The following is a 12542-nucleotide window of genomic DNA, read 5'->3' on the forward strand; positions in this document are numbered from 1 at the left end:
GCGTCCAGCGCCAAGCCAGACGCGAGAGCACTTTACTTGGCGGCCTGGATCTTGTCGAAATCAGACTGCGTGAAGCCCATCGAAGTCAGGGGGGCGTTTTTCAGGACGGCATCTTGGAACGACTTGCGGTCCACCTGCACGATTTGCAGGCCTTTCTTCTTGAACTCGTCGACCAACTCCGCTTCACGTGCCTTGATCTTGGCGGTGGCGCGCACAGCGGCTTCTTGAGTCACTTCGGTGAACATTTTCTTTTCAGCATCGCTGAGCTTGTTCCACAGATGGGGTGCAATTTGTGTGGTCAAACCGTCGACGATGTGGCCCGTCAGCATGATGGCTTTTTGCACCTCATAGAACTTTTTGGCTTCGATGGTGGTCAGCGGGTTTTCCTGGGCCTCTACCGTGCCGTTTTGCAGGGCCAGATAGACCTCGGCAAATGCAATGGGCGTGGGGTTGGCGCCGCACGATTTGGGTGTGGCGGTGTAGGCGGGAACATCGGGCACGCGGATCTTGATGCCCTTCATGCCGGCACAGTTGGTGAACGGCTTTTGGGCCGTGGTGTGCCGGGCGCCGTAGTAGGTGTAGGCCGTGACCTGGATGCCTGTTTTGGCCCGAAACTCGTTGACCATCTCCTGGAACACCGCACTCTTGGAATAAGCGATCAGGTGGTCGCCATCGCGGAAGATGAAGGGGTAGTAGGCGATGCCAAAGCGAGGGTAGGTGCGGGCTGCAAACGAGGGGCCGCTGATGATCATGTCCACCGTGCCCAGCGTCAGGCCTTGGTTGATGTCGGTTTCTTTGCCCAAAGTGGATGCGGGGAAGACTTGGATGTCGTACTTGCCGTTGCTGCGTTTTTTGATCTCGTCGGCTGCCCACACCGATTCGGTGTGGTACGGCTCCGATGTCTCGTAGACGTGGGCCCACTTGATTTTTTGTTGGGCTTGCACCGCGGTGCTGCCCAGCACCGTCATGGCGCCCACGGCAAAGGCGCCGACGGTGGCCAGGGTTTTCAGGGTCATTCGTTTGCTCATCTCTGTCTCCTTTTTGGTTTGGAAAATGCTGACGCGGAAAAATTGCATGCCCTTCGCATGGCGCTAGCGGGCAGGCGCGCGGCGCCAGCTCGCGCTGTATCTTTTGTGGGCTTGTTTCAGGTGCTTGTGCATGGCTTTGCGTGCGGCGCTGGCGTCGTGCGCCTCAATGGCCAGCAAGACGTGTTGGTGTTCTGCGATGGCGGCTTGCCACGACGCGGGGTGCTCAAAATAGTCGCCCAGTCGCTCAAACAAGGGGCCGTTGCGGGCTTGCCAATAGCGCTGCACGGTGTCGAGCAGCACGCTGTTGCCGCAGGCTTGGGCAATGGCTTCGTGGAAAGCTTCGTCGCCCTCGCGTGGCACTTGATCGCGAGCGGCTTCGAGCTTCATTTGCTGCAAGCCTGTTTTGATGGCTTTGAGGTCGGATTTTTGTGCGTGGGTGGCGGCCAATGCGGCCACTTCGGCCTCGACCAGTAAGCGGGCGCTCATCACTTCCAGTGGGCCCCAGTCGGCAGGGGTGTCCGCATCCGGTGCGGGTGTGACGGGGGGCGTGCTGCGCGCTTCAAGGCGTTGCACATAAATACCTGAGCCAGTCCGCACTTCGATCATGCCTTCCACCTCCAGGGCAATCAATGCTTCGCGCACCGAGGGGCGACTCACGCCCAATTGCACGGCCAAGTCACGCTCGGCGGGTAAACGCGAACCCAGTGCAAATTCGCCCGTCACCATCAGTTGCCGAAGTTGTTCGGCAATCTGTCGGTACAAGCGTTGCGGGGCCACGGTGTGCAAGGGCATGGGGTGATCAGGGATAACGTGAATTGGACAAGTGGTCAGACCAGTTGCACAATCATCACACGTCCAGTTTTCAGCGGTCAAGCTTTTTTAGCCCCGCATAAACCCTCATTCCACACACGCCATTTGCATGTCTTCAGTCACCATTGAACGCGTGAGCCTTCGGCAAGTCAATTTGCCACCCAAAGTCTTGCGCACCGACGCCATCCAGTCTTTTGTGACGCAAGAAACCGTGCTGCTCACGCTGCATTGCAGCGACGGGATCGAGGCCACGGGCTACGCCTACACCATTGGGACGGGGGGGTCGTCGGTGGTTGCGCTGCTCAAAGACCACTTGGCGCCCCGTCTCATCGGGCGCAAGCCCGTGTTGGTTGAAGCGATCTGGAAAGATTTGTTTTTTCACACCCACGCCACCGCTGTGGGAGCGATGACCAGTTTGGCATTGGCCTGTGTGGACACCGCTTTGTGGGACTGGCGCGCGCAAAGCCAGGGTTTGCCGCTTTGGCAATTGTTGGGTGGGGCGCAGGCGCGTGTGCCGCTCTACACCACCGAAGGCGGCTGGCTCCATTTGTCACCCGAGGCCTTGGTGGACCAAACCTTGGAGGCGCAGTCTCAGGGTTTCAAGGGTGCCAAGATCAAGATTGGCCGACCCCATGTGAGCGAGGATGTGGCCCGTCTGAGTGCCGTGCGCGATGCGGTGGGGCCGGGCTTCGACTTGATGACCGATGCCAACCAGGGCTTCAACCGTGCCGAGGCCGTGCGACGTGCCCGGGCTTTCGATGGACTGGGTCTGGCGTGGATGGAAGAGCCTTTGCCTGCCGAAGATGTTTCGGGTCATCGCCAGTTGCGCGAGCACACCACCATTCCTGTGGCCGTGGGCGAGTCCATGTACCACCCCATGCAGTTCCGCGAATATCTGGAGCAGGGCGCGTGTTCTGTGGTGCAGCCCGATGTGTCGCGCATTGGCGGCATCACGCCTTGGATCAAGACCGCACACTTGGCCGAAACCTTCGATGTGGCGGTGTGCCCGCACTTTTTGATGGAGTTGCATGTGAGCCTGTGCGCGGCCGTGCCCAACGCCACCTGGGTCGAATACATTCCGCAGCTCGACGACATCACCACCTCGCGCATGCAAGTTCAAGACGGCTTTGCCATCCCACCCACCGCGCCTGGCTTGGGCATTGCCTGGGATTGGGCGGCCATTGCAAGCCAACAAATCACCCATCTGGAGATCCAAACCCCATGAGACTCAAAGGAAAAATCGCGCTGGTCACCGCCGCTGGCCAAGGCATTGGCCAAGCGGCCGCATTGGCCATGGCCGCAGAAGGCGCGACGGTTTATGCGACCGATGTGAATGCCGAGCTGCTCAAGTCGTATGAAGGCGTGGCCCATGTGCACACGGCCGTGCTGAACGTGCTGGACAAGTCGGCCATCGCCGCCCAGGTGGCCAGTCTGCCGCGCATCGACATCTTGTTCAATTGCGCGGGTTTTGTGCACAACGGCAACATCGAATTGGCCACCGACGAGGAGTGGGAATTTGCCTTCAACCTGAACGTGCGTTCGCAGTTTTGGATGATCCAGGCGGCCATTCCCAAAATGGTGGCGCAGTTCGCACAGGACGGGCGCGGCGCCAGCATCATCAACATGGCCAGCGTGTGCTCCAGTGTCAAGGGCTTGCCCAACCGCTTCATCTATGGCACCAGCAAGGCGGCCGTGATCGGTTTGACCAAAAGCGTGGCCGCCGACTATGTGCGCCAAGGTGTGCGTTGCAATGCGATTTGCCCCGGCACCGTGGACACACCGTCCTTGCAAGACCGCATCAACAGTTATGCCGATCCGGTGCAGGCCCGCAAAGACTTCATCAACCGCCAGCCCATGGGACGTTTGGCGCAGGCGCACGAGATCGCGCCCATCGTCACCTTCCTCGCTTCTGACGAATCCATCTTCGCCACGGGCAATGCCTACATGGTGGACGGTGGCATGACCATTTGAATTTCAGAAAGATGCTCATGAATTTGTTGGACATGAAAGGCCGTCATGCGGTCATCACCGGCGGCGCGACCGGTTTGGGACTGGCCATTGCGCAGCGCATGTTGGCCTCGGGCGCACGTGTCACGATTTGGGACCGCGATGCGGCTGGCATGGCCAAAGCGGCAGAGCAGCTGCGGCAAGGCCAGCTGGGCGCGGTGGTCAACTCGGTGCAGGTGGATGTGACCGAGCACGCTTCGGTGGTGAAGGCCACGGCGCAAACCACGGCACTGGCGCAGGTGGATGTGTTGGTCAACAGTGCCGGCATCACCGGGCCCAACGTCAAAGTTTGGGACTATCCGGTCGACGCTTGGAAACAGGTGTTCGATGTGAACGTGAACGGCCTGTTCCATTGCTGCCGTGAACTCAGCGCCCACATGAAAGCCCGCAATTACGGGCGCATCGTCAACATCGCCTCCGTTGCAGGCAAAGACGGCAACCCCAACGCCAGCGCTTACAGCGCAAGCAAGGCGGCCGTCATCGGTCTCACCAAGTCCTTGGGCAAAGAGCTGGCCGACACCGGTGTGCGCGTCAACTGTGTCACCCCGGCGGCTGTGAAGACGGCGATTTTTGATCAAATGACGCCCGAGCACATCCAGTTCATGCTCTCCAAAATTCCAATGGCCCGCTTTGGCGAGCCCGAAGAAGTGGCGGCCATGGTGACTTGGCTGAGCACCGAAGAATGTTCCTTCTCCACCGGCGCGGTCTTTGACTTGTCCGGCGGCCGCTCCACTTATTGATTCATTTGAAAACTGAAAGGCAACCATGAAACTCGTTCGTTATGGCCAACCCGGCAAAGAGAAACCCGGCCTGATCGACGCTGAAGGCCGCTTGCGCGACTTGAGCGGCGTGGTCAAAGACATCTCGCCCGACCAACTGAACGACAAGGCCTTGGCCAAACTGGCGAAAGTCAAAACTGACAAGCTGCCCCTGGTGCGTGGCAAAAAGCGTTTTGGCACGCCCATCTCTTACACCAGCAAGTTCATCGCCATCGGCCTGAACTACGCGGACCACGCGGCTGAATCGGGCATGCCCATTCCGGCCGAACCCATTGTGTTCACCAAAGCCATTTCCTGCATCCAGGGTGCCAACGACGACGTGATGCTGCCCAAGGGTTCCAAGAAAACCGATTGGGAAGTCGAATTGGGCATCGTGATCGGAACGCGCACACGCTATGTCACGCAAAAAGACGCCCTGAACCATGTGGCTGGTTACTGTGTGATCAACGATGTGAGCGAGCGCGAGTACCAACTCGAGCGCGGTGCCACGTGGGACAAGGGCAAGGGTTGCGACACCTTCGGCCCCGTAGGCCCTTGGTTGGTGACGCGTGACGAAGTGCCCAACCCACAAGCCTTGGGCATGTGGCTGGACGTGAACGGCGTGCGTTTTCAGACCGGCAATACCAAAACCATGATCTTTGGCGTGGCCAAGTTGGTCAGCTATGTGAGCCAGTTCATGACGCTCGAGCCCGGTGACATCATCACCACGGGCACACCCCCTGGCGTGGGCATGGGTGTCAAGGTGGACGGCAAGCCAGCCCCAGTGTTCTTGAAGCGCGGTGATGTGATGCGTTTGGGCATCGACGGTTTGGGTGAGCAAACCCAGAAGGTTGTCGCTTTCAAGGCCTGATGCACGGTCTTTGAACAAGGCCATGTCGGGGCTGAATGTCAGCCCCGACGCCATGGCACCCCCCTGATTTACCCTGACATGGGCAGGGTTTGTGGGACAGGGTCCGGTTTTGGTGCAAAATAGAACGGTCGTTCTTTTTTAAAATGCCCCATGACCGATCGTGTCCCCTCTTCCAAAGCTGAAAGTTCACCCGCTGCTGAGCCGGGTAAACGGCTGCTGATCAAAGGTCAGCAAACCAAAGCGGTGATCATCGATGCCGCTTTGGGCTTGGCCTCGCAAATTGGTTTGGAGGGGCTGTCCATTGGCGCCGTGGCCGAAGTCACGGGCATGAGCAAGTCGGGCGTCTTTGCCCACTTTGGTTCACGAGAAGAGTTGCAAATTTCGGTGATCCGTGAATACCACGATCGCTTTGAGTCCAGTGTGTTTTACCCCGCCATGCAAAAAAACCGGGGCGTGCCGCGCTTGCAAGCGATGTTTGACAACTGGATGGTGCAGACTTCCGCCGAGATCGATTCGGGCTGCATCTACATCAGTGGTGCGGTGGAGTTTGACGACCGCAGCGGCCCCGTGCGCGATGCCTTGGCCTCGTCGGTGGCCACATGGCAGACGGCCTTGCGCCGAGCCGTGGAGTTGGCGCAAGCAGAAGGTCAACTCATTCGCGAGGCCGATGCCCACCAAATTGCCTTTGAAATCCATGGCCTGATTTTGGCGCTGCACTACGAAGCCCGATTCTTGCGCAACCCCGCGGCCACTGACCACGCCCGTCGGGGTTTTGCACACATCTTGGCCCGCTATGCGGTCAAGACTTGACCGCTTTCACCATTCACCCCTCGTTCAAAGGAGACTTTCATGCCCGTCTACAACCCCCCCCTTCGTGACATGCAGTTCGTCTTGCACGAATTGCTCAACGTGAGCAGCGAACTCAAAGCCTTGCCCAAGCATGCCGAGACCGATGCTGACACCATCAATGCGGTGCTTGAAGAGGGCGGCAAGTTCGCGGCTGAAGTGGTGTTCCCCATCAACATCTCGGGCGATGCGCAAGGCTGTCAACTCAACCGCGACACACACGATGTCCGAGCGCCCGATGGCTTCAAAGAAGCTTATGCGCAGTACGTGGCCGGCGGCTGGCCATCGCTCAGCTGCGATCCCGACTACGGTGGGCAAGGTTTGCCCTTTGTGGTCAACCAGTGTTTTTATGAAATGCTCAACTCCTCGAACCAGGCCTGGACCATGTACCCGGGCTTGAGTCACGGTGCTTACGAGTGCCTGCACGCGCACGGCACGGCCGAGCAAAAAGCCCTGTACCTGCCCAAGCTCACCAGTGGCGAGTGGACCGGCACCATGTGCCTGACCGAGCCGCATTGCGGCACCGACTTGGGGCTCTTGCGCACCAAAGCCGAGCCACAGGCCGACGGCACTTACCGCATCAGCGGCCAAAAGATTTTCATCAGCGCAGGCGAGCACGATTTGGCGCCCAACATCGTGCACCTGGTGTTGGCCCGTTTGCCCGACGCGCCTCCCGGCAGCAAAGGCATCAGCCTCTTTCTCGTGCCCAAATTCAAGGTGGCCAGCGACGGCAGCATGGGCGAGCGCAACGGCATTTATTGCGGGGGTCTGGAGCACAAAATGGGCATCCACGGCAACGCGACTTGCCAGATGGTGCTGGACGAGGCGGTGGGCACTTTGGTGGGGCAGCCCAACAAAGGTTTGGCGGCCATGTTTGTGATGATGAACGCTGCCCGCTTGGGCGTCGGCAACCAGTCGCTGGGCTTGACCGAAGTGGCTTACCAAAATGCGCTGGCTTATGCCAAAGACCGCGTGCAAATGCGTTCACTCACAGGGGTGAAAGCGCCCGGCAAACCCGCAGACCCGATCATCGTCCACCCCGATGTGCGCCGCATGCTCATGACTGCCAAGGCCTATGCCGAAGGCGGTCGCGCCCTGGCTTGCTACTGCGCCTTGCTGCTGGACAAAGAACTCCATCACCCTGACGAGGCCGTTCGGGCCGAAGCCGCCGAAGTCGTGGCGCTGCTCACGCCCATCGTCAAGGCCTTCACCACCGACAACGCCTGGGAAGCCACATCGGCCTGCCAACAGGTCTTTGGCGGACACGGCTACATCAAGGAGTGGGGCATGGAGCAATTCGTGCGCGATGCCCGCATCAACATGATCTACGAAGGCACCAACACCATCCAGTCGCTCGATTTGCTGGGCCGCAAGGTGTTGGGCAACCAGGGGGCCACGCTCAAAAAATTTGGCAAGCTGGTCGAGCAACTGGTCAAGGCCGAGATGGCCAACGAGGCCATGGGCGAGTTCATCAAGCCGCTGGCCGATCTGGGTCAGAAGCTCACGCAGCTGACCGGCGAAGTGGGCATGAAAGCCATGAGCAATGCCGACGAAGTGGGCGCCGCTGCGGTCGACTACTTGCGTGTGGTGGGCCACTTGGTGCTGGGGTACTTCTGGGCCCGCTCGGCCCAGATTGCGCTGGCCAAATTGGCACAAGCCGAAGAAGAGGCCCAACGCCCCGATCCGTTTTACCAAGCCAAGCTGCAGACCGCGCGTTTCTACTTCACCCGCCTGATGCCTGAGACCTCCACCCTGATGCGCCGCATCCGCGCGGGCAGCGAGGTGCTGATGGACACCGATGCCGCGCTGGCCTGAATCCCAACTGTCAACCAAGGAAGAACCGCATGATCAAAGCCGCACTGATCCTGAGCACTGGCCTGCTGAGCCTGGCCGCCCATGCCCAAATGACCCCGGTGGGCCTTTGGCGCAGCATCGACGACGAGAGCAAGCAGCCCAAAGCTGAAATTCGCATCACCCAGACGGCCGCGGGCACCTTGTCTGGTGTGGTGGAGCGTTCCTTGCTCACCACGCCCAGCCCCGAGACCAACTGCACCTTGTGCACCGACGACCGAAAAGACAAGCCCAAAATTGGCATGGAAATCATCCGAGGGGGTCAACAAAGTGACGGCAAAGCCGTGTGGGAGGGTGGGAAAATCCTGGATCCCGAAAATGGCAAAAACTACAGCCTGCGCTTGACGCCGATAGACGGTGGCAAAAAGCTCGAAGTCCGGGGTTTCATTGGCGCGCCGATTTTGGGCCGCACGCAAACCTGGATCCGTGTTCAGTAAACCCACGGGCCCTGCCAGGGCCCACCACAAGGACCTCTTTCCATGTCTGACATCCTGACCCACACCGACGCTGGGGTGATGACCATCACCTTCAACCGCCTGGACAAAAAAAACTCCATCACCTCTGACATGTACGCCGCGATGGCCGATGCGGTGGCCCAGGCCGCGACCGATTCAGCCGTTCGGGTGGTGGTGTTTCAGGGCCATGAGAGCATTTTCAGCGCGGGCAACGACATTGGTGACTTTCTGAACCAGCCGCCCAGCACGCAAGCCTCGCCCGTGTTCCGTTTTTTGCGCGCTATCGCCACATTTGAAAAGCCTTTGCTGGCTGCTGTGGCCGGGCCTGCGGTGGGCATCGGCACCACCATGCTGTTCCATTGCGATCTGGTCTATGCCGGTGACAACGCCGCGTTCTCCATGCCGTTTGTCAATTTGGGCTTGTGCCCCGAGGCTGCTTCCAGCTGGCTGGCACCGCGCATGTTTGGTTACCACCGGGCAGCCGAAGCGTTGTTGATGGGCGAGGCATTTTTTGCCGAAGCGGCGCTCGAGGTGGGGTTGGTCAACCGTGTCGTGCCGCCCACCGAGGTCAACGGCTATGCCCAAGCCCAAGCGCGCAAATTGGCAGCCAAGCCCTTGAGCTCACTGATCGCCACCAAGCGGCTCATGAAGGGCGGCGATCAGCAGGCGGTGTTGCAAAAGATGGACGAAGAGGGTCAGAGTTTCGGCCGCATGCTGCGCGAGCCCGCTGCCAAGGAGGCCTTTGGCGCTTTCATGGAAAAACGCAAACCCGATTTTTCCAAACTGTGAAGCTGGGGGGGCTGCGGCTGTGGGTTCTTCCCTAAAATCAACCGCATGCCCCATCCATTGCCAATGCCCGTCGTTCTGGAGCCCGAGTACATCGAAGGTTTCCGCCAGATCTACGAAGAAAAAATAGTGTTCAACAAAACCTTGGGCTTGAAGCTCGTCAAGGTCACGCCTGAAGGCGTGCAGGCCCGCATCGACATGCGGCCTGAATTGGTTGGACATTTTGCTTACAACCGCATTCACGGTGGCGTCATCAGCGCGGTGCTGGACGCCATCGGCAGTGCCGCCGTGATGGCAGCGCTGGCGGCCAAACACATGGACGAGCCGCCTGTGAAGCGTCTGGAGCGCTTTGCCAAACTGGGCACCATCGATTTGCGGGTGGATTACCTGCGCCCCGGCATTGGCGAGCACTTCACCATCACCGCCACGGCTTTGCGCGTGGGTTCGCGTGTCGGCTCATCCCGCATGGAGTTTTGCGGGCCAGATGGCACCTTGATGTCGACGGGCGCAGCCGCGTACATTGTCTCCTGAGGGCGCAGATCAATCGGCTGGCACAGGTCTGGGCTTGCCTTGATCGTCCACCGCCACATAGGTCAGGTTCGCTTCGGTGACCTTGATGTACTGGCCCTGCAGTTGAAAGCGTTCGGCAAAGACTTCGACTTTGACGGTGACCGAGGTGCGGCCCACGCGCACGATGCGCGAAAAAAACGACAAGATGTCACCCACCTTGACGGCCTGCTTGAAAATGAACTCGTTCACCGCCACGGTGACCATGCGCCCCCGCACGCGCCGGGCGGGCAACACCGCACCGGCCAAGTCGACTTGCGCCATGACCCAGCCACCAAAGATGTCGCCGCTGGCATTGCAGTCGGCCGGCATGGGGATGACCTTGAGCACCAGCTCTTGGTCGGTGGGCAAAGACACGGCTTGGGGGTGTGGGGTGTCAGACATGGGCACAATCGGTGGTTGATATCAAAAACCGGATTGTCCTCTATGCGCCACCATGGCGAAACCGCTCCAACCGCTGCTGCCCCCGATCAGTCTGCAAGACAGGCTGCACAGCCCCCTGCGGGCGGTGACTGGCAAACCTTGTCTCGTCTGTTGCCTTATTTGTGGCAATACAAATGGCGTGTGCTCATCGCGCTGGGCCTCATGCTGGGGGCCAAGCTGGCCAACGTGAGCGTGCCCTTGTTGCTCAAGGAGTTGGTGGACGCCATGAGCCTCAAGCCGGGCGACCCGCAAGCCGTGCTGGTGGTGCCGGTGGCCTTGCTGGTGGGGTATGGCGCTTTGCGTTTGCTCACTTCGGCCTTCACCGAGTTGCGCGAGTTGGTCTTCGCCAAAGCCACGCAAGGGGCCTCGCGCAGCATCGCCTTGCAAACTTTCGAGCATTTGCACGCCCTGAGTCTGCGCTTTCACCTGGCGCGGCAGACCGGAGGCATGACGCGTGACATCGAGCGCGGGGTGCGCGGCATTGAGTCTTTGATCTCGTACTCGCTCTACAGCATCATCCCCACGCTGATCGAGGTGGCGTTGGTGCTGACCATTTTGGCTGTGAAGTTCGACGCCTGGTTTGCGGGCATCACGCTGCTGGCCTTGACGCTCTACATCTTCTTCACGGTGCGCATCACCGAGTGGCGCACCCAGTTTCGCAAACAGGCCAACGAGTTCGATTCCGCTGCCCATACCCGTGCCATTGACTCGCTGCTGAATTACGAAACCGTCAAGTATTTTGGCAATGAGCAGTTTGAGGCGGGTCGTTACGACGAAAGCCTGGAGCGTTTGCGCCTGGCGCGGCTCAAGGCGCAGACCACCTTGTCGGTGCTCAACACGGGGCAGCAGCTCATCATCGCCTCGGCCTTGGTGGCGATGCTGTGGCGTGCCACGGAGGGGGTGGTGGCTGGGCGCATGACGCTGGGTGATTTGGTGATGATCAACGCCTTCATGATCCAGCTCTACATCCCCCTGAACTTTTTGGGCGTGTTGTACCGCGAGATCAAGCAAAGCCTGACCGATTTGGACAAGATGTTCGTGCTGATGGACCGCGAGCGTGAAGTGGCCGATGTGCCCGGTGCCGCTGCGCTGGCCTTGCAAGGGGCGCCCGATGTGGTGTTTGACCGTGTGTCTTTTGCTTACGAGAGCGACCGTCCGATCCTGAAAGACATCAGCTTCACGATCCCTGCAGGCAAAACGGTGGCGGTGGTTGGGCCTTCGGGATCGGGCAAGTCCACCTTGGCGCGCTTGATGTTCCGTTTCTACGACGTGCAGCAAGGGTTCATCCGCATCGCTGGGCAGGACATTCGGCAGGTCACGCAAGCCAGCGTGCGTCAAGCCTTGGGCATCGTGCCGCAGGACACGGTGTTGTTCAATGACAGCGTGGCCTACAACATCGCTTATGGTCGTCCTGGTGCCAGTCAGGCTGAAATCGAAGGGGCTGCACGTTCGGCACGCATCCATGACTTCATTGCCTCTACCCCCAAAGGCTACCAAACCTCGGTGGGCGAGCGGGGTCTGAAGCTTTCCGGGGGCGAGAAGCAGCGCGTCGCCATTGCCCGGACCTTGCTCAAGGACCCACCGATTCTGGTGTTCGATGAAGCCACCTCGGCGCTGGACTCGGCCAATGAACGGGCCATTCAGGCCGAACTGGCCAGTGTGGCCCAAAACAAAACCACCTTGGTCATTGCCCACCGACTGTCCACCGTGGTCGATGCGCACGAGATTTTGGTGATGGAAGCGGGCGTGATCATCGAGCGCGGCAACCACGCCCAATTGCTGGCCCTCCAAGGCCGGTATGCCAGCATGTGGGCGCTGCAGCAATCGGCCGATTGAAGCGAACTTTGGCGAGCGCGCACCCATGGAAACCAAGTGGCTGGAAGACTTTGTGAGTTTGGCGGAAACCCACAGTTTCAGCCGTTCGGCGCAGTTGCGTCATGTCACGCAACCCGCTTTTTCCAGGCGCATTCAATCTTTGGAAGCTTGGGCGGGAACCGATTTGGTGGACCGCAGTTCTTACCCGACCCAGCTCACACCGGCCGGGCAGATCTTGTATGTGCAGGCTCTGGACGTTTTGCAGGCGCTGCACAACACCCGTGCCATGTTGCGCGAACGCGCTGCTGCGCCCTCCACCGGGTCA

At 59.8% G+C, this 12542-nt stretch carries 13 protein-coding genes and 1 pseudogene; 11 read left to right on the forward strand and 3 right to left on the reverse strand.

The window, feature by feature from the left end; genetic code table 11:
* Window positions 1–32 precede the first annotated feature (32 nt).
* Together ACHEXK_RS01240 and ACHEXK_RS01245 are read right to left on the reverse strand one after the other, a co-directional pair.
* Entirely contained in the window at window positions 33–1028 is a 996-nt protein-coding gene (locus tag ACHEXK_RS01240) for a sialic acid TRAP transporter substrate-binding protein SiaP (RefSeq protein ID WP_416547441.1), read from the reverse strand.
* Between the two features lie 63 nt (window positions 1029–1091).
* Window positions 1092–1820 carry a FadR/GntR family transcriptional regulator gene (locus ACHEXK_RS01245; RefSeq protein ID WP_416547442.1) on the reverse strand — a complete coding sequence of 243 codons (729 nt, stop codon included), beginning with the start codon at window positions 1818–1820 and terminating at the stop codon, window positions 1092–1094.
* A gap of 127 nt (window positions 1821–1947) precedes the next feature.
* Here ACHEXK_RS01245 and ACHEXK_RS01250 point away from each other — a divergent pair, with 127 nt between their 5' ends.
* From ACHEXK_RS01250 to ACHEXK_RS01290, 9 genes are all read left to right on the forward strand, one after another.
* Window positions 1948–3063 carry a mandelate racemase/muconate lactonizing enzyme family protein gene (locus ACHEXK_RS01250; protein ID WP_416547443.1) on the forward strand — a complete coding sequence of 372 codons (1116 nt, stop codon included), beginning with the start codon at window positions 1948–1950 and terminating at the stop codon, window positions 3061–3063.
* On the forward strand, window positions 3060–3809 hold the full coding sequence (locus ACHEXK_RS01255) for an SDR family oxidoreductase (RefSeq protein WP_416547444.1): 750 nt from the start codon (window positions 3060–3062) through the stop codon (window positions 3807–3809). The genes ACHEXK_RS01250 and ACHEXK_RS01255 overlap by 4 nt, the downstream gene beginning before the upstream one ends.
* 17 nt (window positions 3810–3826) lie before the next feature.
* Window positions 3827–4585, forward strand: coding sequence for an SDR family NAD(P)-dependent oxidoreductase (locus ACHEXK_RS01260; protein ID WP_416547445.1), 759 nt, complete (start codon window positions 3827–3829; stop codon window positions 4583–4585).
* Between the two features lie 25 nt (window positions 4586–4610).
* The gene (locus ACHEXK_RS01265) at window positions 4611–5474 is read left to right on the forward strand and encodes a fumarylacetoacetate hydrolase family protein (protein WP_416547446.1); all 864 of its coding nucleotides are present in this window, start codon (window positions 4611–4613) and stop codon (window positions 5472–5474) included.
* Window positions 5475–5624: 150 nt separating this feature from the next.
* Entirely contained in the window at window positions 5625–6284 is a 660-nt protein-coding gene (locus ACHEXK_RS01270) for a TetR/AcrR family transcriptional regulator (RefSeq protein WP_416547447.1), read from the forward strand.
* Window positions 6285–6323: 39 nt separating this feature from the next.
* Window positions 6324–8135, forward strand: a complete 1812-nt coding sequence (locus ACHEXK_RS01275; protein WP_416547448.1) for an acyl-CoA dehydrogenase C-terminal domain-containing protein — start codon at window positions 6324–6326, stop codon at window positions 8133–8135.
* A 29-nt stretch (window positions 8136–8164) separates the two neighbouring features.
* The gene (locus tag ACHEXK_RS01280) at window positions 8165–8608 is read left to right on the forward strand and encodes a DUF2147 domain-containing protein (RefSeq protein WP_416547449.1); all 444 of its coding nucleotides are present in this window, start codon (window positions 8165–8167) and stop codon (window positions 8606–8608) included.
* A 42-nt stretch (window positions 8609–8650) separates the two neighbouring features.
* Window positions 8651–9415, forward strand: a complete 765-nt coding sequence (locus ACHEXK_RS01285; protein WP_416547450.1) for an enoyl-CoA hydratase — start codon at window positions 8651–8653, stop codon at window positions 9413–9415.
* Between the two features lie 45 nt (window positions 9416–9460).
* Window positions 9461–9943, forward strand: coding sequence for a thioesterase family protein (locus ACHEXK_RS01290; protein WP_416547451.1), 483 nt, complete (start codon window positions 9461–9463; stop codon window positions 9941–9943).
* 9 nt (window positions 9944–9952) lie between these two features.
* On the opposite strand, the gene ACHEXK_RS01295 is transcribed toward ACHEXK_RS01290, so the two are convergent.
* A complete protein-coding gene (locus ACHEXK_RS01295) occupies window positions 9953–10363 on the reverse strand; it encodes an acyl-CoA thioesterase (protein ID WP_416547452.1) in 411 nt (136 codons plus the stop codon).
* 42 nt (window positions 10364–10405) lie between these two features.
* Between ACHEXK_RS01295 and ACHEXK_RS01300 the strand changes: the two genes are divergently transcribed.
* Window positions 10406–12238, forward strand: a complete 1833-nt coding sequence (locus ACHEXK_RS01300; RefSeq protein ID WP_416547453.1) for an ABCB family ABC transporter ATP-binding protein/permease — start codon at window positions 10406–10408, stop codon at window positions 12236–12238.
* A gap of 25 nt (window positions 12239–12263) precedes the next feature.
* A pseudogene (locus ACHEXK_RS01305) lies at window positions 12264–12527 on the forward strand (LysR family transcriptional regulator); the annotation flags it as partial.
* Between the last annotated feature and the right edge of the window lie 15 nt (window positions 12528–12542).

The sequence above is a fragment of the Limnohabitans sp. DCL3 genome (assembly GCF_048019295.1).
GTDB lineage: Bacteria > Pseudomonadota > Gammaproteobacteria > Burkholderiales > Burkholderiaceae_C > Limnohabitans_A.

Bases quoted from the DNA above. Each gene is read 5' to 3' on its own strand.
- ACHEXK_RS01240 (WP_416547441.1), bottom strand. From the start codon at position 1,028: ATGAGCAAACGAATGACCCTGAAAACCCTGGCCACCGTCGGCGCCTTT.
- ACHEXK_RS01245 (WP_416547442.1), bottom strand. From the start codon at position 1,820: ATGCCCTTGCACACCGTGGCCCCGCAACGCTTGTACCGACAGATTGCC.
- ACHEXK_RS01250 (WP_416547443.1), top strand. From the start codon at position 1,948: ATGTCTTCAGTCACCATTGAACGCGTGAGCCTTCGGCAAGTCAATTTG.
- ACHEXK_RS01255 (WP_416547444.1), top strand. From the start codon at position 3,060: ATGAGACTCAAAGGAAAAATCGCGCTGGTCACCGCCGCTGGCCAAGGC.
- ACHEXK_RS01260 (WP_416547445.1), top strand. From the start codon at position 3,827: ATGAATTTGTTGGACATGAAAGGCCGTCATGCGGTCATCACCGGCGGC.
- ACHEXK_RS01265 (WP_416547446.1), top strand. From the start codon at position 4,611: ATGAAACTCGTTCGTTATGGCCAACCCGGCAAAGAGAAACCCGGCCTG.
- ACHEXK_RS01270 (WP_416547447.1), top strand. From the start codon at position 5,625: ATGACCGATCGTGTCCCCTCTTCCAAAGCTGAAAGTTCACCCGCTGCT.
- ACHEXK_RS01275 (WP_416547448.1), top strand. From the start codon at position 6,324: ATGCCCGTCTACAACCCCCCCCTTCGTGACATGCAGTTCGTCTTGCAC.
- ACHEXK_RS01280 (WP_416547449.1), top strand. From the start codon at position 8,165: ATGATCAAAGCCGCACTGATCCTGAGCACTGGCCTGCTGAGCCTGGCC.
- ACHEXK_RS01285 (WP_416547450.1), top strand. From the start codon at position 8,651: ATGTCTGACATCCTGACCCACACCGACGCTGGGGTGATGACCATCACC.
- ACHEXK_RS01290 (WP_416547451.1), top strand. From the start codon at position 9,461: ATGCCCCATCCATTGCCAATGCCCGTCGTTCTGGAGCCCGAGTACATC.
- ACHEXK_RS01295 (WP_416547452.1), bottom strand. From the start codon at position 10,363: ATGTCTGACACCCCACACCCCCAAGCCGTGTCTTTGCCCACCGACCAA.
- ACHEXK_RS01300 (WP_416547453.1), top strand. From the start codon at position 10,406: ATGCGCCACCATGGCGAAACCGCTCCAACCGCTGCTGCCCCCGATCAG.